The sequence below is a fragment of the Paenibacillus taihuensis genome, from assembly GCF_003386535.1.
GTDB lineage: Bacteria > Bacillota > Bacilli > Paenibacillales > Paenibacillaceae > Paenibacillus_Z > Paenibacillus_Z taihuensis.
Genome location: NZ_QTTN01000010.1, coordinates 161,683 through 187,270, shown reverse-complemented (window position 1 = coordinate 187,270; position 25,588 = coordinate 161,683). Strand labels below are relative to the sequence as shown.

24 protein-coding genes are annotated in these 25,588 nt (G+C 53.8%); 16 read left to right on the top strand and 8 right to left on the bottom strand.

The features are described 5' to 3' along the window. Nucleotides 1-22: 22 nt before the first annotated feature. The 3 genes from A8990_RS11190 to A8990_RS11180 all read left to right on the top strand — a co-directional run bounded on the left by A8990_RS11190 (nucleotide 23) and on the right by A8990_RS11180 (nucleotide 3,583). Nucleotides 23-922: an ABC transporter permease gene (locus A8990_RS11190; RefSeq protein WP_116189101.1), complete on the top strand. Its 900-nt coding sequence runs from the start codon at nucleotides 23-25 to the stop codon at nucleotides 920-922. Nucleotides 923-941: 19 nt separating this feature from the next. Continuing rightward, the gene (locus tag A8990_RS11185; RefSeq protein WP_245995956.1) at nucleotides 942-1,823 is read left to right on the top strand and encodes a carbohydrate ABC transporter permease; all 882 of its coding nucleotides are present in this window, start codon (nucleotides 942-944) and stop codon (nucleotides 1,821-1,823) included. Between the two features lie 134 nt (nucleotides 1,824-1,957). Beyond that, on the top strand, nucleotides 1,958-3,583 hold the full coding sequence (locus A8990_RS11180) for a type 2 periplasmic-binding domain-containing protein (RefSeq protein WP_181909515.1): 1,626 nt from the start codon (nucleotides 1,958-1,960) through the stop codon (nucleotides 3,581-3,583). Between the two features lie 126 nt (nucleotides 3,584-3,709). Here A8990_RS11180 and A8990_RS11175 read toward each other — a convergent pair whose 3' ends face one another. Beyond that, on the bottom strand, nucleotides 3,710-4,495 hold the full coding sequence (locus tag A8990_RS11175) for a response regulator transcription factor (protein WP_116189099.1): 786 nt from the start codon (nucleotides 4,493-4,495) through the stop codon (nucleotides 3,710-3,712). Continuing rightward, a complete protein-coding gene (locus tag A8990_RS11170; RefSeq protein ID WP_116189098.1) occupies nucleotides 4,492-6,264 on the bottom strand; it encodes a sensor histidine kinase in 1,773 nt (590 codons plus the stop codon). Before A8990_RS11170 ends, A8990_RS11175 begins: the two co-directional genes overlap by 4 nt. A gap of 337 nt (nucleotides 6,265-6,601) precedes the next feature. Here A8990_RS11170 and A8990_RS11165 point away from each other — a divergent pair, with 337 nt between their 5' ends. The 7 genes from A8990_RS11165 to A8990_RS11135 all read left to right on the top strand — a co-directional run bounded on the left by A8990_RS11165 (nucleotide 6,602) and on the right by A8990_RS11135 (nucleotide 13,542). Further along, nucleotides 6,602-7,393, top strand: a complete 792-nt coding sequence (locus A8990_RS11165; protein WP_342772816.1) for a C40 family peptidase — start codon at nucleotides 6,602-6,604, stop codon at nucleotides 7,391-7,393. A gap of 218 nt (nucleotides 7,394-7,611) precedes the next feature. Then, nucleotides 7,612-9,267 (top strand): ABC transporter substrate-binding protein, encoded by a 1,656-nt coding sequence (locus A8990_RS11160; RefSeq protein ID WP_116189097.1) that lies wholly within the window; start codon nucleotides 7,612-7,614, stop codon nucleotides 9,265-9,267. A 71-nt stretch (nucleotides 9,268-9,338) separates the two neighbouring features. Continuing rightward, nucleotides 9,339-10,289 (top strand): ABC transporter permease, encoded by a 951-nt coding sequence (locus A8990_RS11155; RefSeq protein WP_116189096.1) that lies wholly within the window; start codon nucleotides 9,339-9,341, stop codon nucleotides 10,287-10,289. Nucleotides 10,290-10,293: 4 nt separating this feature from the next. Beyond that, nucleotides 10,294-11,139, top strand: a complete 846-nt coding sequence (locus A8990_RS11150) for an ABC transporter permease (protein WP_116189095.1) — start codon at nucleotides 10,294-10,296, stop codon at nucleotides 11,137-11,139. Nucleotides 11,140-11,167: 28 nt separating this feature from the next. Then, entirely contained in the window at nucleotides 11,168-12,157 is a 990-nt protein-coding gene (locus A8990_RS11145) for an ABC transporter ATP-binding protein (protein ID WP_116189094.1), read from the top strand. Then, entirely contained in the window at nucleotides 12,154-13,053 is a 900-nt protein-coding gene (locus A8990_RS11140; protein WP_116189093.1) for an ABC transporter ATP-binding protein, read from the top strand. The genes A8990_RS11145 and A8990_RS11140 overlap by 4 nt, the downstream gene beginning before the upstream one ends. Nucleotides 13,054-13,092: 39 nt before the next feature. After that, entirely contained in the window at nucleotides 13,093-13,542 is a 450-nt protein-coding gene (locus tag A8990_RS11135) for a hypothetical protein (RefSeq protein WP_181909514.1), read from the top strand. 232 nt (nucleotides 13,543-13,774) lie between these two features. Here the strand turns inward: A8990_RS11135 and A8990_RS32080 are convergent, their stop codons facing one another. The 3 genes from A8990_RS32080 to A8990_RS11120 form a co-directional block, all read right to left on the bottom strand. Beyond that, nucleotides 13,775-14,059, bottom strand: a complete 285-nt coding sequence (locus A8990_RS32080; RefSeq protein WP_245995955.1) for a DUF2642 domain-containing protein — start codon at nucleotides 14,057-14,059, stop codon at nucleotides 13,775-13,777. Between the two features lie 289 nt (nucleotides 14,060-14,348). Continuing rightward, the gene (locus A8990_RS11125) at nucleotides 14,349-14,891 is read right to left on the bottom strand and encodes a DKNYY domain-containing protein (protein WP_181909513.1); all 543 of its coding nucleotides are present in this window, start codon (nucleotides 14,889-14,891) and stop codon (nucleotides 14,349-14,351) included. Between the two features lie 161 nt (nucleotides 14,892-15,052). Next, entirely contained in the window at nucleotides 15,053-15,895 is an 843-nt protein-coding gene (locus A8990_RS11120) for a helix-turn-helix transcriptional regulator (RefSeq protein WP_116189091.1), read from the bottom strand. 132 nt (nucleotides 15,896-16,027) lie between these two features. On the opposite strand from A8990_RS11120, the gene A8990_RS11115 reads away from it, so the two are divergent. The 5 genes from A8990_RS11115 to A8990_RS11095 are packed head-to-tail and all read left to right on the top strand — an operon-like array spanning nucleotide 16,028 to nucleotide 21,321. Beyond that, nucleotides 16,028-16,960, top strand: a complete 933-nt coding sequence (locus A8990_RS11115) for a fumarylacetoacetate hydrolase family protein (protein ID WP_181909512.1) — start codon at nucleotides 16,028-16,030, stop codon at nucleotides 16,958-16,960. A 20-nt stretch (nucleotides 16,961-16,980) separates the two neighbouring features. After that, nucleotides 16,981-17,886 (top strand): aldo/keto reductase, encoded by a 906-nt coding sequence (locus A8990_RS11110; RefSeq protein WP_116189090.1) that lies wholly within the window; start codon nucleotides 16,981-16,983, stop codon nucleotides 17,884-17,886. A gap of 42 nt (nucleotides 17,887-17,928) precedes the next feature. Beyond that, a complete protein-coding gene (locus A8990_RS11105; protein WP_116189089.1) occupies nucleotides 17,929-18,678 on the top strand; it encodes an RraA family protein in 750 nt (249 codons plus the stop codon). Beyond that, the gene (locus A8990_RS11100; RefSeq protein WP_116189088.1) at nucleotides 18,671-20,659 is read left to right on the top strand and encodes a DUF8034 domain-containing protein; all 1,989 of its coding nucleotides are present in this window, start codon (nucleotides 18,671-18,673) and stop codon (nucleotides 20,657-20,659) included. The genes A8990_RS11105 and A8990_RS11100 overlap by 8 nt, the downstream gene beginning before the upstream one ends. Further along, complete coding sequence (locus A8990_RS11095; RefSeq protein WP_116189087.1) at nucleotides 20,656-21,321, top strand: hypothetical protein; 666 nt, start codon at nucleotides 20,656-20,658, stop codon at nucleotides 21,319-21,321. Before A8990_RS11100 ends, A8990_RS11095 begins: the two co-directional genes overlap by 4 nt. Before the next feature lie 106 nt (nucleotides 21,322-21,427). On the opposite strand, the gene A8990_RS11090 is transcribed toward A8990_RS11095, so the two are convergent. After that, nucleotides 21,428-22,711: an MDR family MFS transporter gene (locus A8990_RS11090; RefSeq protein WP_116189086.1), complete on the bottom strand. Its 1,284-nt coding sequence runs from the start codon at nucleotides 22,709-22,711 to the stop codon at nucleotides 21,428-21,430. A gap of 235 nt (nucleotides 22,712-22,946) precedes the next feature. Here A8990_RS11090 and A8990_RS11085 point away from each other — a divergent pair, with 235 nt between their 5' ends. Beyond that, nucleotides 22,947-23,933: a helix-turn-helix transcriptional regulator gene (locus tag A8990_RS11085; protein WP_116189085.1), complete on the top strand. Its 987-nt coding sequence runs from the start codon at nucleotides 22,947-22,949 to the stop codon at nucleotides 23,931-23,933. Between the two features lie 85 nt (nucleotides 23,934-24,018). Here the strand turns inward: A8990_RS11085 and modB are convergent, their stop codons facing one another. Together modB and modA are read right to left on the bottom strand one after the other, a co-directional pair. After that, nucleotides 24,019-24,681: a molybdate ABC transporter permease subunit gene (modB, locus tag A8990_RS11080; protein WP_116189084.1), complete on the bottom strand. Its 663-nt coding sequence runs from the start codon at nucleotides 24,679-24,681 to the stop codon at nucleotides 24,019-24,021. Between the two features lie 45 nt (nucleotides 24,682-24,726). Then, on the bottom strand, nucleotides 24,727-25,500 hold the full coding sequence (modA, locus tag A8990_RS11075) for a molybdate ABC transporter substrate-binding protein (protein ID WP_245995954.1): 774 nt from the start codon (nucleotides 25,498-25,500) through the stop codon (nucleotides 24,727-24,729). Nucleotides 25,501-25,588: the final 88 nt, after the last annotated feature.

Here is a 25,588-nt window from a genome sequence, read left to right as displayed (position 1 = left end):
ACAAGTGGTTAGGAGCGAGCTTATGAATGCGTTCAAAATTCCAAGGAAGCAGCTAGCGCTGTATCTCATGCTGATTCCCCCGGTTGTTGTGTTGTTTATATATGCCTACCTCCCGATGTTAGGGGTTGTAATGGCGTTTCAACGGTACCAGCCGGCGCTCGGCTTCCTTCATTCCGACTGGGTTGGATTCGATAACTTTAGGCGTCTGTTTCATATTCCGGATGTGAAGCAAGTTATTCTCAATACTTTGTTCATCGCTACGATGAAGATCATTGTAGAAACAGTTGCAGCGATTGCGGTTGCCATTCTGCTTAACGAAATTATTTCGAAGGTATTCAAACGCACGGTACAAACGATTATTTATTTCCCGTACTTCTTGTCTTGGGTTATTCTCGGCGGTATCTTCCGCGATATGCTCTCTCGCGAGGGCCTCATTAACACGATACTCGGCAAGTTCGGCGTAGACCCGATTATTTTCTTATCCAAAGCATCCTGGTTCCCTTATATTCTTGTAAGTACTGAGACTTGGCAAATTACCGGCTTCGGCACGATCGTCTTCTTGGCTGCGATTACGACAATCGACCCGACGCTTTACGAGGCTGCTGTTATGGACGGCGCAAGCCGCTGGAAACAGACGCTGCATATTACGCTTCCAGGCATGAAATCGACAATTGTACTCATGGTTACGCTTAGCCTTGGTTATATTTTGAACGCAGGCTTCGAGCAAGTGCTTATGCTTTATTCTCCAGAAACGTACAAGACAGGCGATGTTATCGATACATGGGTATACCGGATGGGTCTTCAGCAGGCTCAGTACTCACTCGGCGCTGCGATTGGCTTGTTCCGTTCGGTGGTCAGCTTAGTGCTCATCACTGTATCGTATATGATCGCTCGCAAAATTTCGGATCATCGCATTTTCTAGGAGATAGGAGGGAACGCAAGTGGTAGATCGTTCATTAGGCAGACGTATATTTCAAGGCCTTAATGGCTTTATGTTCATCATATTTTCACTAAGCTGTATCATTCCGATGGTTCACGTATTGGCGATTTCGCTTAGCAAGAGTACGGCGGTTACAGCCGGGAAGGTTACTTTCTGGCCGGTGGAGTTCTCGATGAAATCGTATGAATATATCCTTAAAAATTCCGAGTTCTGGAATGCGATGGGCGTTTCCGTTGAGCGTGTTGTTCTAGGCGTGGTAATCAGCATGCTGCTGACCATTCTGGCCGCGTACCCGCTGTCGAAGAGCAAGCTGCAATTCAAGCATCAGTCCTTCTTCGCTTGGTATTTGGTTATTACGATGCTCTTCTCGGGCGGCTTGGTGCCATCCTTTATGATCGTTAAGAATACGCACTTGTATGATACGATCTGGGCGCTTGTAATCCCGAGCGCAATCTCCGTCTTCAACGTGCTCCTCTTGTCGAACTTCTTCCGGAACATTCCGAAGGAAGTAGAAGAATCGGCGTTCATTGACGGTGCGGGCCATACCCGTATTCTGATGTCGCTTTACCTTCAGCTGTCGATGCCGATTATCGCGACGCTCGTCGTGTTCGCGGCGGTAACGCACTGGAACTCATGGTTTGACGGGATTATCTACATGAGCAATCAGAAGAGCTATCCGCTGCAGTCGTACCTGCAGACGATTCTCGTCGATTCGAACACAAGGGTCATTACGAGAGCGAATGCGGAGCTGATGAGCCGCGTATCGGACCGTACGATCAAAGCATCGCAGGTGTTTATTGCCGCGATTCCGATCTTGTTCGTTTATCCGTTCATGCAGAAGTACTTTGTCTCCGGCATGATGATCGGTGCAGTTAAAGAATAGGTTTGGATAGGGAAGAAGCTGATCCTGTTACACGGGGTCGGCTTCTTTTATAATGGTTACCTGCAGCTCATGTCGAAAACGCAGGCGAAAATGGTTACAATGAGAAGAGTGTAAATTTGGGAGGGGGTATGGTGATGAATGCCGGGACCGTCAAGTGCAGCCGAAAGGTGCTGCTGTCCCTTGTGCTGTGTGCCAGCGTGATTCAGATGACCGCTTGCCAGCGATCCGGGGAGAAGTCGCCAGGGAAGGTTGTGAACGAGCCGCCAATCTCCATCCAGTATCCGACGACGACTACCAATAACGAAGCGATTAACAACAAGAAGACGGCGATTACAGAGACGCCGATTACGCTGACCGTCTTTGTCGATATGCCGTGGTTCTGGGTAGATTCGTTCACGGGCCCTATACCGGAGGAGCTGACCAAGCGGACAGGCGTGAAGCTGAAGATTATCCGCAGCACGGATGAGAACCAGCTGCCTTCAATGCTGGCGCGAGGCGACCTGCCGGATATGATCTACTCCGATCGGCTGGCAGACCGACTCGCGAACAAGACGACAAGCTATGCGTGGGACTCGCTCATTAATGCGTACACGCCGAAGTTTGAGATATCGGATGAAGAGAAGCGGCTGAACGCTTCGTCGGACGGACATTTCTATACGATTCGCAACTTCTACAGGTCGGAAGCGGATATGGATAATCCATATGCGGTGGCTGACGCGAACACGGCTGCGCTCGCCATTCGCGACGACATCATGAAGCAGCTGGGTAATCCGCCGCTGAACAGCCTAACGGATTTAGAGCATATTCTCCTTCGCGTGAAAGCGGAGCACCCGGATATGATTCCGCTCTTGCTCGATGAAATATCGCATTGGAGTGCCTATTTCAAAGAACGGTTCGGCGTGGACGGCATGTACTTGCATGACGGCAAGGTGCAGAGCCAGCTGCGCAATCCGAAGCTGCTGGATTATTATCTGTTCCTGAACCGGCTATATAGGGAAGGGCTGATTCAGCCGGAGAACTTTACCTTTAACCATGAGCAGTACATGGAGAAGCGTGACTCCGGCGAGGCATTCGCCTTCATCCGCAACGTGTACGACGCGAATGCGGCGAACAGCGCCTACCAAGCTGCAGGCATTCATGCACATGCCAAGCTGATTACGTCGCCGCTGTCGGATTCATTCCAGCATGTGAATGATACGGTTGGCTTGGTCGGCACCTATGTGACGAAGAAGAGCCGCTATCCAGACGTGGCGATCAAGCTGCTGCAATATTTGCGCAGCGAAGAGGGGCAGCGGCTGATGGCCTGGGGCATCGAAGGCGTGCACTGGCACATGTCGAAGGAGGGGTATCCCGTCTTCGATCCGCAGTATCGGAAGGACAAGTACGAGAGCTTCGACAAATGGGTGCAGAAGTACGGCGTTGCTGCGTGGACGTTCGGCGTGCACGGCAATATCGCGAACCTGGCCGCGTATGACAAGGGCCAGCCGGAAGTGATGGAGGCGCTGCGCATCGAGAAGGCGCATACCGTCTACGACTCGCTGCTCGCACGCGTGAATCCGCCATCCGATTCGGCGGAGGCGAAGATCGCTGCAGAGGTCAAGAAGCTGATCAGCGGCGAGCAGACGAAGGTTATACTTGCGGATACGGAGGAAAGCAGCGTGGCGCAGTATAATTTGATGGTGAGCAAGGCGGAGGCGCTTGGCCTCTCGAAGGTCGAAGATTGGATGAGCAAGAAGTACGCTGCAATATCGAAGGAATAGAAGAGGGCTGCTCTGGAGCATGCGATGCTGTTGCTGTCAAGGTTGCAACGTATCGCAGGCTTCGGGGCAGCCCTTTTATTATCGTTTCGTTTCGCGTTTCGTTAGCGTGCCTAGGAGGTCTAGCGTCTAGGAGGAGCTCGATTGGCTGTATTCCCCGAATTGGCGCGGGGTCATGCCGGTATGCTTCTTGAACACTTTATAGAAGTGCCGCGGGTTCTCGAAGCCGGTTAGAACGGCTACCTCGCTCAGCGGCAAGTTCGGGCGCGTCACGATCAGCTCCTTCGCTTTCACGACACGCAGCTGATGGATGTATGCGAGCACATTCATGCCGGTTTCTTTCTTGAACAGGAAGCTGACATAGGTCGGATGGAGTCCGACATGCTCGGCTACGGAGCTTAGCGATAGATCGGTCTGGTAATTCGCCTCAATAAATTCGAGCATCTGCTTGCCGGCGTCTGGCTTGTCCTCCTCGCCTGAGAAGCTGTCCTCGTTCAGTTCTTCTTCATCTTCCTCCTCTTGCTCATTTTGCAGATCAAGCTCCGCTTGAATTTGCTCGCCTACCTTCGTGAGCAGCTCGCCGAGCTGTTCGTCGTTAATCGGCTTAAGCAAATAATCGATGACCTTCAGCCGCAGCGCGCTTCGGGCATACGAGAAATCATCGTAGCCGGTCAGGATGATGAATCTGCCGCATAACGCTTCGTTGTAAGCCGCTTGAATGAAATCCAGCCCGTTCATCTGGGGCATATTGATATCCGTCATGACGAGGTCGGCCGGGTGCTGGCGCAAGTCCTCAAGCGCCTCCACGCCGCTTGAAGCGCCGGCGATCTCTTGAAACGGCAGGTCGAGCGCTTTGGCTTTGCGCAGCAGCCCCCGCAGAATCGGCGCCTCATCTTCGACAATTAACAGCCTCATGTTGACTCCCCCTTTCTCGGGATATGCAAGGTGACGGTTGTCCCTTCCCCGAGCTCACTTGTAATCTGAAGCCCATAGGCTGGACCGAATTGGCTGATCATCCGCTCATGGACGTTCATCACGCCAATCCCGCCAGGCTTATCGGATTCTGGCGGTCCAATCTCGCCGTCCAATTTACGGCGCATCATATCCAGCTGCTCCGGCGTCATGCCGACGCCGTTGTCGCGAATCTCGACGATGGCGAGGTCGCCCTCAAGCCACGCTTCGATATGAAGCATCCCGGTCTTGCTGCACTTCGAGATGCCATGAATAATGGCATTTTCGACGAGCGGCTGAATAATGAACCGCGGGCATTCCCGAAGGAGCAGCGTTTCGTCCCGAACGACGATATCGTACTGCAGCCTTTCTTCCATACGCACTTTATAAATTTCCAGGTAACTGCGGATATGGGACAGCTCGTCCTTCAGACGCGCATGATTGCTTCGCGATAAGCTGTAACGGATTGATTGCCCGAGGGCATAGAGCATCTTCGCAACGTCCGGATCATCGTTCTCCTCGGCAGCCATGCGGATTGCCTCAAGTCCGTTGTAGATGAAATGCGGATTGATCTGCGCCTGCAGCGCCAAGTAAGCCGCTTCCTTCTGCCTCAGCTGCGAAACGTTGATCTTCCGCATCATCTCGTCATTGTGCGAGACCATCGCATTGTAGGAGGAGACAAGGAAGGCGACCTCGTCGCTGCCGCGGTCTTCGTCGTAGCGCGTCAGCAAGTTCTTGCGCATATGCCGGCCGAGCTTCAGAATGCGCTGCACGAGCGTCGAGAAGATGAAGAAATATGCGCCGGATAGGATGATCAGGAGGACTGCAATGACGAGCACATACCATCTCACGAGACTGTTCGTACGCTGGAACAGCTCGTCCGTCGGCGTTAGCGCCATAATCGTCGCTGCCATCTTCGGCACCTCGAATTTGTTCATGAGCAGTTCCCCGCTGGATGCTTCGAAGTACTGATAAGGCTGCGGCATCTTGATCGAGGATAGAATCTGCTCCTCGTCGTCATCGGACAACGGAATGGCCGGGTTGGAGACCGTAATCAGATTCGTGCCGAGCACGTTGTTCTTGTCGGTGACATAGAAGTAATGTGCATTGGCGCCGTTCGGATCATTCGAATGAAGCAGGCTGCTGACGAAATTCTGCTTCAGGCGGATCTCCAGCACGCCGATTTCTTGCGTGAAGTCTTCATTATAGAGCTTCTTGTAATACGTCAGCTGCAGCGCATCCGGGCTGTTATCGACGATCTGCTGCAGCCAGTAGCCTTCGCCCAGCTTCAGCTTGTCCACCTCTGGCGCAATCGTGCTGGCGCTGTCAACGATGCTGGCGCCGAGGTTCAGCACGTCAGGGTTCAATTTGTACACGCGGATGCGGTCGATGTAGGTCGAACTATTCTTATAGAAGGCGAATAGCGGGACGAGGTCCTTCAAGTACACGTACACCTGATCGGACGCCGTTGTATATTTGCCGGACAGCAAGCCGCTTAGCGTGCGGTTCGTCTGGAACATGTCGTGAATCATCTCGATCTGGCTTAAGTTCATCAGGAAGGTGGAGCCGACCTGCTGAATGAGGTATTCACGGTTCGTGGCGTAATCCTTAACGGCATTATTATGCATCTGTTTATAATAAAACGAACCAATAAGCAGCGTCGGGAGCAAAATGATGACGATATAGCCGATGATCATTTTCTGCGCGAGCCCGATCCGGAATTTGCGAAACACGTATCCACCTTCTTAGCTGTAAGCGATCTATCCCCTTAATTATAGAGCACTTTCCCACGAATATACAGGGAGGCCAGTCCGGATTGAAACACGGCTGGTCTTTTTTGTCTATAAAGCGTCGTCAACGTGTGTCTGATTAAGTTTTTCTCATCTTTTTCTCAGAATCGAGCGGGATCGGCGAGTGGCCTGGAGATGCGTGCTCATTGAGAAATAGTGGGAGTTTTCGCTGTGGTATAGTGTTCTAGGCAAGCGAATACAACACATGCAGTCGGCCAAGCGGCCACATGCTTCAATTAAATTCCTAACCTACAATTCAAACAACAGGAGGAACTTAAACATGACTAAAACAAATGCGAATAAACGTTTCAATTATAAAATGATCGGTATCACGATGAGCCTTTGCATGGCGATTGGCGGCAGCATGATCGCAGCGCCAGGCACGACGCACGCAGCGACAGCTGCTAAGACGACAACAACGACTGCAGCTTCTAAGGCAGCCGCGTCTGCGTCTGAGACAAGCCTGGTGGATAATATCATTGAGACAGGCAAACAATATCTAGGTGTAGATTATAAATTCGGTGCGAAATCCGGCATTACGAGCGCGTTCGATTGCTCGTCGTTCGTTCAATATATCTTCAAACAGAACGGAATTGACCTGCCGCGTTCGTCCAGACAGCAAGCGCTAGTAGGTACGAAGGTAGCGAAAGCGGATCTGCAGCCTGGCGACCTCGTGTTCTCGGACACGAACAAGGACGGCAAAATTAATCACGTAAGCCTCTACATCGGCGACGGCAAGCTGCTGCAGACATACCGTGTCGGCATCGGCGTGACGATTTCCGATTTCGATGGCAGCTCCTGGGACCGTACATTCGTAACGGCGCGCCGTGTTCTTGACGATGTCAGCAACCCTGGTACAGGAACAGGTAACACAGGTTCGGACACAGGCTCCGGTTCTAATGGTGATGTGAGCGGCGATACTGGTACTGACTCCGGAACAAATTCCGGAACAGACAATGAAGTGACAAACCCTGTAGATCAGAGCACAAACCCTGTAGATCAGAGCACTTCGGATGCTTCGATCAACACCGGATATCACACGGGCAAGACTAGCTACCACTATAATCGTTAATGCTTTTGTCTAGTATAGGAAGATTTGAATAAGCAGTCGTTTTTCCGTTGTTTCGACGGGATTCGACTGCTTTTTTATTTATTGCGATTCGAGTATAATTTAGAGGGTCAACTATCAATCTAGTGAAATGTTTCGGCAGGTTATTGTAATTCCGAGTATTCCGATGTATAATTCGGTATATCAAATCAAACTCGTATCAAATTGAAGGGGCTGACAGCATGATTAGAAAAAGAAAAAGTTTATCCGTAGTAATTGTTTTGGCCGTATTAACACTCGTGATTAGCGCTTGCGGCGGAAATGCAGCAAACAACAATTCGGCTGCGAATTCGAATAAAGGCTCGAATGTAACGAATACGGGTACTGCTAACAGCGGCGACGCATCGACTGACGCTTCTGCGCCGAAAGACGGGGGCAACCTTATCGTTGCAGTAGGAGCTGACCCGGATGTTCTTAACCCGATCTATGCCGGCGACCGCGTAAGCTTGACGATTGACCAAGCGCTGTACGCACCGCTGTTCCAAATCAACAACGGCAAGAAAACATACTACTTGGCAGAGAGCCTGACGCCATCTGCTGATAACCTCACTTATACGCTGAAGCTGAAGAGCGGCCTGACTTGGCACGACGGACAACCGTTGACTGCTGATGACGTTGTCTTCACTTTCGATAAGATTCTTGACAAGAACCAGAACAGCTTCTTCCGCGATTACCTCGTATTCGGGGACAAGCAGGTTCAAGTAACGAAGGTTGACGACCTGACGGTTGAATTCAAGCTTCCGCAAGTAAACCCGGCTTTCGAAGCAACGCTTGTTCAGCTGACTCCGATTCCGAAGCATGTCTTCGAGAACGAAACAGATATCCAGAAGAGCACGAAGAACGCGGCGCCAGTCGGTTCCGGTCCGTTCAAGTTCAAAGAATACAAAACAGGCGAGTATGTAACGCTTGAGCGTTTCGATAACTATTTTGAAGGCAAGCCGCATCTGGATTCCATCACTTACCGTGTTGCGAAAGACACGAATGCTGCGAACCTTGCCCTGCAGAATGGCGAGATTAACGTGAAATACCTGGATCCGCAAGACGTTTCCACAATTGAAGGTACTGGCAAGTTCGATATCCTGCCATACGCTGAAGGCCGTCTGTCCTACCTCGCGTTCAACGAGAACAGCGACATTAACGTGCTGAAGAAGAAAGAAGTTCGTCAAGCGATCGGCTACGCGCTGAACCGTGATGAAGTTATCCAAGCTGCATATGCTTCCGCAGACTATGCAGATCCGGCTCACTCGATCCTGACACCAGACACACTGTACCACACGAATGATGTACCAACCTATGATAACGACGTTGCGAAAGCGAAAGAGCTTCTGCAATCGGCGGGCGTAAGCAACCTGAAGCTGCGCTTCATCGTAACAAGCGGCAATAAAGTTCAAGAAGCAATCTCCCTGTACGTGCAACAGAAGCTGAAAGATATCGGCATCGACGTTGAACTGCAAAGCTTGGATGCATCCGCATTCGGTGCAAAAGCTTACGATCCGAAGGCAACTGACTTCGACCTGTTCGTTGGCGGTTATATCATGGGCTCCGACCCAGATGCATACAGCGTACTTTTCACAACGAACGGCTTGTACAACTCCTTCCACTACGGAAATGCAGAAGCAGACGGCTTGTGGAAACAAGGCTCGACTGAAGCTGACACAACGAAGCGTGGAGATGTATACAAGAAGATCCAAGAAATTATCGCTGGTGACGCTGCAATCTACCCAATCGGATACACGAAAACAATCGTTGCGTTCGATAAGCAATTCGGCGGCGTGGACGAAGCCGTTCTGAAGCCTGTCGTAATCTTCGAAGATCCGTCCAAACTTTACTTGAAATAAGACAAATCACAAAGAATAAGCTGGGTAACACCAGCTTATTTTTTGCTACACAAAGCAGGGAGACTTAACGAATGAGACAACTCATCGCTAGACGTTTGCTGCAGACGATACCGATGCTATTCTTCGTATCGATTGTCTGCTTTGCTATGATCAAGATGGCGCCAGGCGATCCGGTGCTTAACTTCGTTACGCCGAGCATGCATGCCGATGATATCGAACGCGTCCGGCATAACCTCGGTCTTGATCAGCCAGCCTATGTACAATATTTTCACTGGCTGAAGGAATGCTTGACCGGAAACTTGGGCTACTCCCTTGTTAACCATAAGCCTGTCTTGGGTCAGATCCTGGAGCGTCTGCCTGCTACTGCGGGTCTTGTTGGCATATCGATTGCTCTTGCCGTGCTGCTTGCGATTCCGCTCGGGCTGCTCGCGGGCGCATACCGGAACCGCTGGGTGGACAAGCTCGTGAATTTGCTGGCTTACATCGGCATTTCGATCCCGCTTTTCTGGCTTGGCATTCTATTCATGTATTTCTTCGCGCTTAAGCTGGGCTTGCTGCCGAGTATGGGGATGCGTACGATTGGTAAAGATTCCGCGCTTGATATGATCAAGCATGGCATTCTGCCTTGCTCGGTTCTCACGATCAGTTTCTTGTCCAGTTATGTGCGTTATATCCGCTCCAGTACGATTGGTCAGCTGAAAGAAGACTATGTTCAAATTCAATATGCGTTCGGCTCGAATCAAACTGCGATTCTGTTTCGGCATGTTACGAAGCATGTGCTGCTGCCTGTCATTACGCTTCTTGGATTGTCGATGGCTGAGCTTGTCGCCGGTGCGATCGTCACAGAGACGGTATTCACTTGGCCGGGTATCGGCTCACTTACCGTGACTGCTGCAAAAGGGATGGACTATCCGATCATTATGGGCGTTACGTTATTCTCTTCCTTGATGCTCATGCTCGGGAATCTAGCCGCAGACCTGCTGTACAGCGTAGCCGATCCAAGAATCAAACAGACGAGGTGACCTCATGAATCGCAGCAAATGGAGAAATGTGCGTAACGAGCTGTTTTCGAATAAATGGGGCATCGCAGCCGTCATTGTTCTCGTTATTTTCACGATAGGGGCGATCCTTGCTTTTCTTGCTCCTTATGATCCGAATAAATTAAATGTGCTGGAGCGTCTGCATAAGCCAAGTGCAGCGCATTGGTTCGGCACGGACGATTATGGCCGGGATTACTTCTCGCGTGCACTCTACGGCGGCCGCGTGTCGCTGCTGGTTGGCTTTACATCCATGCTGCTCGCGACAACCATCGGTGTTATTGTTGGCATCGCAAGCGGCTACTTCGGCGGCTGGCTGGACAACGTGCTCATGCGGGCAGTCGAAGTGTTTATGTCGATCCCATCGTTCCTGCTCTTGCTCCTGCTCAGCGTACTATTAAAGCCGAGCGTAACTGGCATTGTTCTCATCATTTCTTTCTTAATGTGGATGAGCATCTCCCGAATTATTAGAGCGGAGACGATGAGCGCCAAGGAACGGGAATTCGTGCTGTATGCGAGAGCTTCCGGCCAGAGCTCGCTGGGCATCATCATCCGGCACATTCTGCCGAACCTGATGCCTGTTATTATTGTTGGTGCATCGAATACGATCGGCTCCGCTATTATGCTGGAGTCTTCTCTAAGCTTCCTGGGCTTCGGGGTGCAGCTGCCAACCGCAACGTGGGGCAGCATGCTGAACAATGCGCAGGGCTATATCGGACAAGCGCCTTACATGGCGATCTTCCCGGGTTTATTTATTTTCTTGACAGTTCTGAGCTTCAACGTGCTGGGCGATATTCTTCGCGTGGGCTTCGAGCCGAAGCTGAGCCGGCGCTAAGCGGTGGACATAAAGGAGTGAACGACAGATGGCAGAACGGCTCTTGTCCGTCGAAAATTTGAAGGTATCGTTCTTTACCGCGGGTGGCGAGAACCAGGCGGTTCGCGGCGTAAGTTTTCATATTGATGCAGGCGAGACGGTCGGCATCGTTGGAGAATCCGGCAGCGGTAAGAGCGTCACGGCCAAAGCGCTCATGGCGCTCACGCCGCCGCCGGGCAAGATGGTTGCCGGCGACATCAAGTTCCGCGGCGAGTCCGTGTCGCGCCTGTCGGATAAGGATTGGCGCAAGATTCGCGGCAATCAGATCGCGATGGTGTTCCAGGACCCGATGACGGCACTCAATCCGGTGCAGAAGATCGGCAAGCAGATGGTGGAGGTTATTCGCCGCCACCGGGGTTTAAACCAAACGGCCGCGCTGAGCGAAGCGATTGAGATGCTTCGCCAGGTCGGCATCACGGAGCCGGAGCGGCGCGTGAACCAATATCCGCATGAGTTCAGCGGCGGCATGCGCCAGCGCGTTATGATCGCGATGGCACTTTCCTGCCAGCCTGAGCTGCTGATTGCGGATGAGCCGACGACGGCGCTCGACGTGACGATTCAGGCGCAGATTCTGGAGCTGCTTGGCCGGCTCAAAGAACGTTCCAATACGTCGATCGCGCTGATCACGCATGATCTCGGCGTAGTCGCTCAAGTATGTACGCGAGTTATTGTGATGTACGGCGGCATGGTGATGGAGGAAGGTACGGTTGAGGATATCTTCTATCGTCCGAAGCATCCTTATACGAAGGGGCTGCTTCGTTCGCTGCCGAAGCGGGAGAGCGGCTTCAAGGAGCGGCTCGTTCCGATCGAAGGCACGCCGCCGAACCTGCTCGACCCGCCGCCCGGCTGTCCGTTCATGGAGCGCTGCCCGCATGCGATGGAGACATGCGCTGCGCTGCCGAAGGTGACGGAAGTATCGCCAAGCCACCGGTATATGTGCTGGTTAGCAGAAGGTGCAGAGGAGGCCCGGGTGCAATGAGCGAGCATAATGAGCTGCTGGTTGACGTGCGCAATTTGAAGAAGCATTTTACGAAGGGCCGGGACGTTTGGGGTCGTACGACTGACGTGCTGAAGGCAGTAGACGGCGTCAGCTTCCAAATCAAGCGCGGCGAGACGTTCGGTCTCGTCGGCGAGTCCGGCAGCGGCAAGTCCACGGTTGGACGCTGCTTGCTTCGGCTCTATGACTATACATCCGGTGAAGTGCACTATGACGGACATGATCTATCCGCGCTGGGTGAGCGGGAGCTGAAGCCATATCGCCGCCGCATTCAGTCGATTTTCCAAGATCCGTATTCATCGCTGAATCCAGGGATGAACGTGCTCGAGCTCATCGGGGAACCGATGGACATTCACGGCTTGCAGCGCGGCGAGGAGCGCAAGGAATTCGTCGCTTCGCTGCTGGAGCGAGTGGGGCTGAAGCGCGAGCATCTATACCGCTTCCCGCATGAGTTCAGCGGCGGTCAGCGTCAGCGGATCAGCATCGCGCGGGCGTTGTCCGTACGGCCGGATTTCGTCGTCTGCGACGAGCCGATCTCGGCGCTCGACGTATCCGTGCAGGCGCAGGTCATCAACATGCTGGAGGATTTGCAGAGCGAATTCGGCTTGACGTACCTGTTCATCGCGCATGATCTGTCCATGGTTCGGCATATCTCCGACCGTATCGGCGTTATGTACGGCGGCCGCCTCGTTGAGGTTGCGCCGAGCGACGAGCTGTATGACAATCCGCTACATCCGTATACGAAGGCGCTGCTGTCTTCGATTCCGGTTCCAGACCCTCACGTCGTAAGCGAGCGGGTGGAATGGGTAAGAGAACCGGGCTCGGTTATTCCGGACTTGCGCGAAGTGAGCCCGGGGCATTTTGTAGCAATGGAATAGGAATTGGAATAGGAGCCAGGCTAGGAGGAGGGACTGAAGATGAACGAAGTGAACGAACGAGTGAAGCTGTCCCAATGGGACGCACTGTTAATGGAGTCTCTGCGCGTGCTCGGCTGGTCGGATGACGAGATCATCCAGAAGACGATGCAGGGCGAGCTGCCGAAGGAAGACACGAGCATCTATGAGTTCAACTACGAGGAGCTGACGGCATTCGCCACGCGTGAACCGGAGACGTTCGAAGCGGCGGTACGCACAGGCTACCAAATCAAATACAACACGATCCGCGGCATTCGCAGCTGGATCAACGTTGCCTTCAAGCTGGAGCCGGAGCTCGTCCTCGATGCGGGCAACGAGGCTGTCGTTGCAGAGCTGACGCCGGCGCAGCAAGAACGCGTCGCATCGGTTCTATCGCATGGATGGGTTATCCAAGGCGAGCACGCAGGCGCGGCTGAGGAAGCTTCGCGTTATGTGATTGTGCCGCAGGCTTAATATTTAAAGTGAAAGCAAGAAAGCGTCCCTGAGTGGGGGCGCTTTCTTGGCTTTTTGGCTGCATTGGCATTGGGAACAATGCTGCGCTAAGGAGCCCGAGAGTCGGAAAATCCGTCTCTCGCTCAGTATCCATCGACGAAAAGGGACACTATGGAGCCCGAGAGTCGGAAAACCCATCTCTCGCTGAAAAAGCAGTCCAACCTCTTGTTTGAGATGGACTGCTTTTTATTTATTACATGGATACAGGCATCGTCCAAACGATCTCGGCAATGCGCACGCATGCTTGACCGCGGTGCTGGAGCTGAAGGAGCACATGATCAGGTTTGACATCGATGATGATTCCTTCGATGGCGCCGCGAGTTGTCTCGAATACGACGCAGTGGCCGATTAAACGACGCAGTGCATCAACCATGTAGGGGTCAATCGATGAAACGGTGTAGATTTGATTCGGGTTCGGGCCGACCGAGGCTGGGCTTACCGCTGTAGGGCTTACCTGATTGGGTTGGTATTGATACAAGGCGTTACCACTCCTTTAAGTAGGTTCGAACCCATCATATGCAGCTGCCTATGCGGTGGATTGGGCGGGTGCTGCTTTGGGCACCAGCCTCGATGTTACGCTGGTATCCTAAGGAACTCCAGAGACGCTAATTGAGCAAAATCAGCACCTCAAGAATGCTAAGGAACTCCAGAAGCACTACTTCGGGCAAAATGGGGCATTCCCGCTCGATATGACCGCAATAAGGTGGCTGGAGTTCCTTAGCGTGCTTTAGCGTCGGATTTGCGCCGAATAAGCGCTGTACGGTTCCTTAGAATCCGGCATCTGGTTCTAATCTATAGCCTGCATAAGTAAGCGTATCTGTTCTTGCTGCGCCATCTTCCGAATAAATCACGCCTTCGGTAATGAACGCATACTTTTTGCGATTATAAGCAAGCTTGTTCCGTTCATATTCGGAAGATGTATCTATCAGATCATTGTTACCGCCCAAGAAAACATCAGCGGAAGACTCTATAGCAGAGCCTGTACTTTCTGTTACTTGAAATGTTGTTACGTCATCTACAAAGAGTGGTAAGCTGCCACAATAGGCATCGGTCTTGTCTTTGGAATACGGGAATCCGATGACTTCAAAGCTAGTCGGATCTGCATGTATGACTTTATATATGGTCCAGTCGTCTCTCGCATAAACATATACATGGTTCTTATCTTTTGCATAACGAAATCTACCGTTGTCGCTGATGATCTGGAATGTGGCTGGATCAGACCCTTCTATTCTTCCGCTTTTAAAGTAAACACGGGTGTTGTCTCTTGCAAAATCCTTGTACTTTAAAGTTTTGAATTCTTCCTTCCTCACATCGATCGGAGATACCCTTCTGCCGAAGGCCTCATCATAGGATACATAATTCCATGTTCCATTTTTATAAACGTATCCTGGTTTGAATGAGTGATACTAGAAAAAGCTTAGTAGGACGAGTCCGCAAGCAGCAACACCGACGATGGCTAAAGTCTTCTTCATTACTTCCGTCCCTCCCTTGAATCTCCCTCGCGAAAAGCCGTCGGCGTAACCCCCTCGGCCAGCCGGAACCGCTCGATGAAATAGCTCGGCTGCGAGAAGCCGACCTCGAGCGCGATGGCCTTGACCGGCTTCGAAGTCGCCATGAGCATCTGCTTCGACAGCTCGATGCGCTGATGATTCAAGTAGGTGAGCGGCGGAACGCCCATCTCTTCATGGAAAGTCCGGCTGAAGTATGCCGGGCTTATTTCGCATAGGTCCGCAAGCTTCTGCAGGGGCAGGTTGCGGGCGCAGTTCATGCGCATATATTCGGCAGCGCGCCGGATCGTGTGCGATAAGCTCCGCTGGCCGGAGGCATTGAGATCGGACGCGTGGAGCAGCAGCTCCAGCACGAGCTCATACAGAAGGGCCGCTTGCTTCGGCACCTGTCTCGCATCGTTCAGCTTCGCAATTGCCCATAGCTCATACACGATCGCCATCACGCGTTCATTGTCCACGTACGAGAATGCCCATACATCCCGCATCGCTTTGTCCCCGAGCAGACTGTTCATGCCTTCCCCAGCAACATAAATCCACCACACCTCCCACGGATCATCGCCGCTCGTGCCGAAGTATTGCGGATGGTCGCCGTACAGAAAGCCCATGCCCGGCTTCAGCTCGACATTACCGTGCTCGGTCCGCAGCCATCCCGTGCCTTTCACGACAAAATGTAGATTATAAAAGGTCGGCTGATAAGTCGTGCCATTAATCGAATGCTCCGGCTCGTCGTAAATATGTCCGATGGCCAGCGGGAAGCCGGGGAACCGGTCGAAATCCGGCCGGGCAGTAAATAGCGCGTCATACATGGCTGAATCTCCTTATCGCAAAATATTGATATCGTTCGCAAAATCGAGGTATCCTCTTCCTTTTATTAATAGTATATATTGAGTTTGTGGATAAGAGAAATAACAAAATCGATATATTCAGTAGGTGATGGCATGCGAATTGTACGTGTCATGAACGAATCAACGCAGGCGATCGAGCTGCTTGCCCTGACGGATGAAGACATCGCGTATAAGCTGCCGGTGTCTTCGTTTCCAGCACTGCTGGAGGCGGCGAGAGCGGAACGAGCCGCGCCGAAGGCATGGGTAAGCAGCTGGCTGGCGGACAATCCGGAGGCGGTCCGACCTTGGCGTGCAGAGACCGAAGCGGTGCTCCTGCCGCATGAGCCGGCTGAGGTCTGGGCTGCAGGCGTGACGTATGAGCGCACGCGTGCCGCCAAATCGGAAGTTGTCAGCAAAAGCAAAGGTAAAGGCGAGTGCGAGTGCAAGTGCGAAGGCGAAGGCAACATCGCTGCGAAATCAGAGCCGACGATCTATGACAAAGTGTACGAGGCAGACCGTCCGGAGCTGTTCTTCAAGTCGACAGCATCACGGCTTGGCGCCCCAGGCGGGCACGTCCGCTTAAGAACGGACTCCCTCTCGCAAGTGCCGGAGCCGGAGCTCGTCCTTGTGCTGACGTATGACGGAGAAATCGCAGGCTTCACGGCGGGCAACGACCTCAGCGCGCGGGACATCGAGAAGGCGAATCCGCTCTACATCCCGCAAGCGAAGATATGGAACGGCTCCTGCTCCATAGGGCCGGCCATCCGTCTCGCAGACCCAGCAGAGAACCCGTACGACTGGACCATCACATGCTCTATCGCCAGAGATGAGCAGGAATTATGGCAAGCCTCGGCCTCCGTAGGGCAGCTCAAGCGCAGTATCACCGATCTGGCGGCGTACCTGTTCCGGGATAATATTTTCGAAGATGGCGTCTGTTTGTTCACGGGCACCTGCATTGTTCCGCCCGAGCCGTTCACCCTGCAAAGCGGCGACCGAATCGATATTCATATCGATCGCATTGGCAAGCTCGTTAACTTCGTTAAATAAGAAAGGAAGAAGCGTTAGCAATGGAATATACGACATTTGGCAGAACAGGACTTCGCGTATCAAAGCTTGGCCTTGGAGGCGCGCCGATCGGCGGCGACTTCCGCGACATCGATGAGTCAGAAATCGAACAAGTCGTGCATGAGTCGCTCGAGCTGGGCATTAACTTTATTGATACGGCACCGCTGTATGGAATGGGGAAGTCGGAGGAACGCATCGGACGGGCGCTCGCTGGCGGACGCCGGGACAAGGTGGTGCTTGCGACAAAAGCGGTCCGGTATGACTTCGAGTACACCTGCGACAACGTGCTCCGTTCGGCTGAAGAAAGTCTAAAGCGGTTACAGACCGATTACGTCGATCTGATGCAGCTGCATGACGTGGAGAAGCAGCCGTACGAGCTCATTATTAACGAGACCATTCCGGCGCTGCTCAAGCTGAAGGAGCAGGGCAAGATCCGCTTCCTCGGCGTAACGACCCGCGATCTGCCGCTGCTTAAGCGATACATGGAGACGAACGCCTTCGATGCGATTCAGTTCTATGCCCGGTACATGCTGCTCGACTATTCCGCGGCGAATGAGATCATTCCGCTGGCGAGGGAGAAGAACATCGCCGTCATTAACGGCAGCGTGCTCGGCATGGGCCTCATTGCCGAGTCGCCGGCCAAATTCCTCGGCGAGGAGATTCGCGCCGAGGCTGCGCAGCGCATGGAGAAGCTGGCTTTCCTGCGCCGCTCCGAGCCGAAAGGGCTGATCGAGCCGGGGATGCGCTTCAGCCTGCAGCACCCGGACATCCATGTGACGCTGACGGGTACGGCATCCAGCCGCTCGCTGCGCGCGAACGCTTCGTATTGCGATGGCGTGGGTCTCGCGCCGGAGGATCACGAACGGGTCCTGTCTCTTTTTGCAGATACGCCGTCCTTATTTGCTTAATTTCATTTACGGTTAACCTAACTAAGAAGGAGCGCTTCTACTATGGCCTTTATCGTACACAATACGCATACTGTCAGCGACGAACTGCTCGAAGAATTGAAGCTTGTCAGCGTCAGCACCGCATCCCATTCCCTCGTCGAAATGGGCTACCGCAACCAATATATGCAAGGTGTGATGCCGCTTAGCTTCCCGGAGGACCAGCAAAGCGCGGTCGGCCGCGCGGTTACGCTGCGGTTCATCCCGCTGCGCGAGGACCTCGTGAAGCAGCAGTATACGGAGCTGACAGAGTCGCCGCACCGGACGGCGTTGGAGTCGATCAAGCAGAACGATGTGCTCGTGATCGATACCGGCAGCCATATGGAAACCGGCGTTATTGGAGATATTTTCACCCGTCGTCTGCGTTATCTAGGCGGTCAAGCAATCGTCGTCGATGGCTGTATCCGCGACCTGCAGCGAGTGAAACAGGTGAATTTCCCTGTGCTCGCCAAAGGCGTGCACGGCGGCGCGATTCCGCGTTCGCTCATGTCCGTCGGCTTCAATGAGCCGATTCGCTGCGGAGGCGTGTCCGTCATTCCGGGCGATATCATTCTCGTGGACCGCGACGGCGCGGTAGCGATTCCGCCGCAATGCGTGGAGGAGATCGTGAAGAGCGCAAGAGCGCATGACGAGCTGGAGGAACGATGGATCAAGATGAAGCTGGACGAAGGGGCGTCGCTGCATACGCACTATCCGCCGAATGCCGAAGCTCGGATCGAGTTCGAGCAGTGGAAGAAGGAGAACGGGTATGCTTAAGCTGCGAGCGAATCTGGCGTTCTACGAACCGCCGAAGTGGGCGCTGTTGGAACGGCAATTAATCACGCTAATGAACGAAGCTGTGGAGCCGCTGATCGAGCGGTATATACGTCCGGACGGCACGATGCTTTGGCCCACGACGGACAATCATACGGGCATCGATGCGCTGGACGATATGTACGAGAGCTTTTTCAACTGGCCGTTATATTATGTGCTTGGCGGTCATGAGAAGTTCAAGGAGCTGTCCAAGAAGGAATTCGACGCCATTACCGTACAATTCGCGCGCTATGACTCCGGTACCGGCCACAAAATGGTCGAGAAAGAGTACGAGCAGGGCTACGACTGGTTCCATCAAGGCGAAGGCTACACGATGTTCTATCATATGGGGCTGATGGACCCGAGCGATGCGACCATTCGGGAGCGGGCGATGAAGTATGCCGGGCTGTTCCTGAACGAAGACCCGGAAGTCATCAATTATGATGAAGAGCATCATATGATTCCGTATCCGCATTCCGGCAGTATGGGGGCGACGGACCGCAATTTCAAGGTGCATTTCAGCGGCTGGCATTATGCAGATTGGATGCGGAACTACGGGCTGCATTTTCAGGATGTGCCTGGTGTCGGCTCGTTCGAGGATCTGAAGCATGAAGCGGGCGCTATGGCGATGGGCCAGGCGATTGTGGAACGCTGCTCCCAAGGCGACATTCCGCTCAATCTGCTGGCGACCAGCATGGTGACGAACGCCTATCTGCATACGGGTGACACCAAGTACAAGAAGTGGGTCAAAAGCTATGTCGACGCTTGGATCGAGCGCACGCAGCGCAATGGCGGTCTCATTCCGGACAACGTAGGCTTAAACGGCGAGATTGGCGAGCATAACGGTGGAAAATGGTACGGCGGCTGGTACGGCTGGACGTGGCCGCATGGCTGGCTGAGCGTCGGTCAAGGCGTCGGCGTCGCTGCACAAAATGCGCTGCTCCTGGAACGCGATCCGGCGTACGCGGAGTTTCTCCGTTCGCAGCTGACGATCATGAACGAGAAGGCGATCGTCCAAGACGGTACGCGGTATGTGCCTTATAAGTTCGGCGAGCCCGGCTGGTATGGCTATCACACGAAGAGCGTGCTTCTTGAGGACGACGGCAAGACGGTGCTATGGAAAGACGGGGCGTTCGAGTTCATGCCGATCGAGCCGGTCTACCCGACGCATCTGTGGTACATGTCGATGGAGGAGACGGACCATGAGCTGCTGAAGTCGCTGCGCAACTACGCGAAGCCGGACTGGAATCATATCGAATACTACCGCAACAAGGATCAGGCAGGTCATGATTACGCCTGGACTTCTTACTTAGCCGGGGAGTTCGAGGACTATCCGGAGCAAATTCTGAACTACAATATGGCGCAAGTGTACCACCGGATTAATTTCATGCGGACGGACGCAGAGGACCCTGCCAGATATAAAGATGACTACTTCCAAATCCGCAACACCGTTACACTCGAGGGACTGCTGCAGCTGACGCTTGGAGCTCCGTCTCCGCTTTACAACGGCGGTCTATTGATGGCGCGGCTTCGTTATTTCGATGCTGACGCGCGGCGTCCGGGCTTGCCGGCTGATGTGGCGGCACTTGTGGAGAAGGTGGAAGCGGACCGGACAGTCGTGAAGCTCGTCAATCTGCACCCGACGCAGCGGCGCAGCTTGGTTGTTCAAGCCGGAGCGTTCGGCGAGCATCAATTCACCGATGTCGCATACACGGTGTTCGGCGCTACTGCGGATGATGGCAGTCAACTCGGTGCTGCTACTACGCTGGAGAAGCTGCCGGATGGCCTATATAATTCGAAAGCGAGCCAGGAGTCGGCGGTCGTGAATGACAAATGGCTGCTGGTGGAGCTGGAGCCGGGCTGCCACACGACGCTTGAACTCGGCACGAAGCGTTATGTCAATGAACCATCCTATCAAGAGCCTTGGGAGGCGCTGAAAAAATGAGGGAAGCTATCGAGCGGTTCATGTGGGTATCTGCAATAAAGCCAGGTATGGAAGAGGCGTTCGTGGAGCAATTGGCGGCGCAGCAGGAGCAGCTGCAGAGCAATCTGAGGGAGCGGGGCGCGATTGTGTGCAGCGTGTTCCGTGAAGGCAACTATCTGTTCACGTATTTGGAATCAGCGAAGCAGATCGACAGTATCTGGACGGACGCAGAGATGCTGACTCCGCTGCTGCAGGCTTGGCCTTCTCTTGATGGCGAAGCGGGGACGTATGAGCTGCGCATGAATGATATCTTCCACGACGATTGGCCGAATGTAGATGAGGTGCCTTGGCGGCACTCGGGGTACAGAGCGGAGCAACGCATCGGCAGCTTGGCGCGGCTGAAACCGGAGATGTACAGCAGCTACGTCTTCCTGCACTACCAGCTGCAAGAGGAGAAGCCGCGGCTGTTCAGCAAGTATTACATGATCGGCAGCTTCGACCAATATATTTTCTCGTATAACGAGCTTCCGTCGATCGTTGAGCAGCCCCGCGTCGGGCAGCTTACGACTACCAATTCGCCCCCGGATTGGGGCGAGGCGATGGAGCCGCATTTCGAGCCGTGGACCGAGATGGTAGAAGCGGAGCGGTTGTGGTGCGTGATGGAGGAGTTCTTTTCACTTTGAGCTTGCCGAGTGAATGAGCGAAATCTCGGTCATATAGGAGGATGCAAAAACCCCACAACCTTGGTTGTGGGGTTTTTGTGTTGCAGCCTCGATTATTGCTGGTTGCCTAAGCGGCCTCATTAATCGGCGCAGCTTGCCGGTCGAAGCGATTGAACATGACGTTGTAAATGAATGCGGATGCGATCGCGAGCAAAGCCAGCAGGCCGAACGTCCAGGGGAAGCCGATCCAGGTGGTGAGCGGGATGGTCAGCGGCGCAATGGTGCGGCCGACCGTGTAGCGAAGGCTCGCAGCGGCAAAATATTGCCCGCGCATATGCTCTGGCGCCATCCGCGAGACGAATGCTTGCTGCGGACCGGCGGACATCAGCTCGGCAACGGTGAAGACGGCAATCGCCAGCGTGAAGCCCCAGATCGAGGACATGAGGCCGAACATGTAGATGCCGACTGCGTACAACACTGCGCCGCCAATGAAGACGTAGCGGTCGCGGAAGCTTGTCATCCATTTCGTGATCACAACCGTAAACAGGGCGACGAACAGGCCGTTCTCCGAGACGATGATGCCGAATAGCTGCTGGCCGGTTACTTGCAGATCCCAGTCGCCGAAGGAGAAGAACGTCGACAGCTGCACCGTTTCTTTCAGGAAGACCGGGAACAGCAGGTCGAGCTGCATGAACGTTTGCGACAGCAGGATGCCTGCGATGGTGAAGAGCAGGAAGACGCGGTCCGTCGCGATGACGCGGTAATCGCCCAGCTGCGCGCCAATCGCGCGGTACCACGGCTGGCCATCCTTCGCCCGCATGCGCTCAGCCACTTTCGCAGGGCGCGTCTCCTGTAATCTCGCGTTCATGACGAGCGCGAGGGTTGCGCAGATAACCGCCGCCGCTGCCAGTACGGGATACGGATTCTCCGTATACGTGAGCGAGCCGATCAGCGGCCCGATAACAACCGCGACGTTGGCCGCGGTGTAGAAGATCGCGAAGACGCTCGCTTGATGCTTCTCATCAACGACGTCGGAGACCATTGCCTGGCTGGACGGCCAATAGATCGCGCCGCAGAAGCTTGCCGCCGAGAAGCCGATGAAGCCGAGCGCCGGCATCGACAAGAGCGGCGATGCCGCGAGCGAGAAGAGGCCGTAGCCTAATGCTTGTCCGAATGCGGCGAGAACCATCATCCGCTTGCGGCCGAACTTATCGGCGCAGTAGCCGCCAAGCAGGTTCGCGCATACGCTCAATAGCTGCGACAGCACGAGCAGCGTGCCGGTCCAGCCTTTGCCGAATTGCTCGGAGAAGTAGATCGATAAAAACGGAAAGAACGTCCAGAAGATGACGTTGAACGCCGCTTCGCCGCCGAGGCGGATTTTCAAATTTAAATCCCAATCTTTGATTTTCATAGGTGCCCTATCCTTCTGGTTGATGATGCTCAAGAGCCAAATGCCCGTAAGTGCCTATAGTGCCTATAGTGCCTGTAAGTGCTGTACCATCATACTATCATTGCGTGCGAGGAGACAAGGAGGAACGGAGCGTATCATTTTGGAAAACAAAAGGGCAAGCCGTGCTTTAATCAAATTCGCTCTGCTATAATGGAGGGAACAAGCAACTTACTTAGAACTGACGCGAGAGGTGTCCATGACTAGCGATACGTCTTATACGACCGAAGAAATAGCGAAGTTATTGAAAATATCCAAGCTTACTGTATACGATCTCATCAAAAAGGGCGAGCTGCCCTCGTACCGTGTCGGCAAACAAATCCGCGTCGACGCATCGGATATTGAAGCCTATAAGCTGCGCGCGCGAGGCATTCAAGCAACGTCGCCAATGCAACAGCAGCAACTGCAGCAGGAGCGGGCAGCGGCCACTCCGATGCTCCAGCATCTGCACGGAGCCGGAGCCGGGGCTGTATCAACAGAGCGCCCGCTCGTCATCACCGGCCACGATATCAGCCTCGACATCCTGAGCAAGCATATCGAGAAGCAGCAGCCGGGCGTGCGCCCGCTCCGTTCGTTCGTCGGCAGCATGGACAGCCTGATCTCCATGTACAAGGGCGAATCCGATATCGTCAGCACGCATCTGCTCGACGGCGATTCGAATACGTACAACCTGCCGTACATCAAGCGGCTGCTGGTCGGCCTGCCGATCGCCGTCGTCCATCTGCTGACGCGGTCCGCCGGCTTCTATGTGCGGCAGGGCAACCCGAAGCAGCTGCATGGCTGGGACGATCTGCGCCAGCCGGGGCTGAAGCTGGTGAACCGCGAGCAAGGCTCGGGCGCACGTGTATTGCTCGATGAGCAGCTGCGCCTGCACGGCATTACGGCCGGCAGCCTGCTCGGCTACGTCGATGTCGAGCACAGCCATCTCGCCGTCGCTGGCCGGATCGCCGCGGGCGAAGCCGATGTCGGCATCGGCTTCCAGAAGGCGGCGAACATCGTCGGCGGCATCGACTTCATTCCGCTCATCGCGGAGCGTTACGATCTCGTCATGCTGAAGCGACCGGACAATATGAAGTGGATCGAGACGGTGCTGCACATTATCCAGTCGGACGCCTTCAAGAACGAGCTGCGGACGATTCAAGGCTACGACCTGTCCGACACAGGCAGCATATTGCTGGACACGTAACTCACCTATAACAGAAATGCCCTTCGCAATCAGCGCTCATGAACGCGCCGCACGAAGGGCATTTTGCATATCGAATCATATCCATTCAATCTTTGGCCATACGATTCACGATAAGCATCATGATGAACGACAGCGCCATCATGGAACCGGCCCAAGCCCATGCGAGCTTCATGCTTCCGCCATCCATCGCGACATAGATCGCCGTCGGAATCGTCTGCGTCCGGCCGGGGATGTTGCCCGCAATCATCAGCGTAGCGCCGAATTCGCCGAGCCCCCGGGCAAAGCCGAGAATGTAGCCCGTCGTGACCGAGCGGAAGGCGAGCGGGAACGTAATGTGCCGGAACACCTGCCACTCCGAAGCGCCGTAAACTCTTGCCGCATTTTCCAGCGATGGGTCTATTCCCTCGAAGCCGGCTTTCATTGTACGATAAGCAAGCGGGAAAGCGACGACGACTGCTGCGACAACAGCGGACTCCCATGTGAAAATAATCGGTCCGCCGAACAGCGCTTCATACAGCTTCCCGAGCCAGCTTCTGCGCCCAAGCGCAACGAGCAGCAAGAAGCCGATAACCGTTGGCGGCAGCACAAGCGGGAGCATGAACAGCGCATCGAGAACGCTCCTGCCGATGAACCGGGCTTTCGCCATCCGCCATGCAATGATGGAGGCGAGGAGCAGCATGATTATACTCGCAATGAGCGAAATTTGAATCGATAGCTTGATCGGTTCAAGAAATGTAGGCCAGTCCATGAATCATCATCCTAGGAGATAGACTTCTTGCAGCTAAAGTTGCAATTACAGTTTAAAGCCGTATTTGGTGAAAACAGCATCTGCAGCGCTGGACTGCAGGTACGAGTAGAAATCAGCAGCTTCCTTCGAGTGCTTCGTTTCTGCTACGATGCCTGCCGGATAGACGATTGGCTTATGCAAATCCGGGCTTACCGTGATGGTGATTTTCGCGTTCATCGAAGTGAGGGCGTCCGTCTTGTACACAAAGCCAGCTTCGGTATTGCCGGTTTCCACATAGGTGAGCACCTGTCGCACATCTTTGGCATAGACCAACTTGGAGCTAACCGCATCCCATAGGTTCAACGCGCTAAGCGTATCTTTCGCGTATTGGCCGGCTGGGACAGACTCCGGCTCGCCGATTGCGATCGCTTTAACCGCTGAACTGGATAACTGATCGATAGACGTCAATGTGCTTCCCGAAGCAGTTGGGACAACCATGACGAGATCATTATACAGCAGAGTTGCATGCTTGCTTATTAATTTCTCATCCACGAGAGCATCCATCTGTTTGCTGCCTGCGGAGATGAACAGATCGGCAGGCGCGCCTTGCTCAAGCTGCTTCTGCAGCGTACCGGATGCGCCGAAGTTGAACCTCAAGTCAATGTTCGGATGGCTTATTTCATAGCTGCTTTTAATCGCAGTAAGACTATCTTTCAAGCTGGCGGCAGCGGAGATGGTAAGCTGGACTTTCTTGGAAGAGGCAGAGAGCTGGCACGCAGATAGCGCCATGAGGAAACAAACGACGGCAGGAACAAGGATAACAAGAGCGGGGCTTTTCATTAAAAAAGTTCACTCCATTCGATTCTAGTAAACTATGTTATCGTAACATAGACGACTATCATTTTGAATGGTTTGTTTTATAAATAGT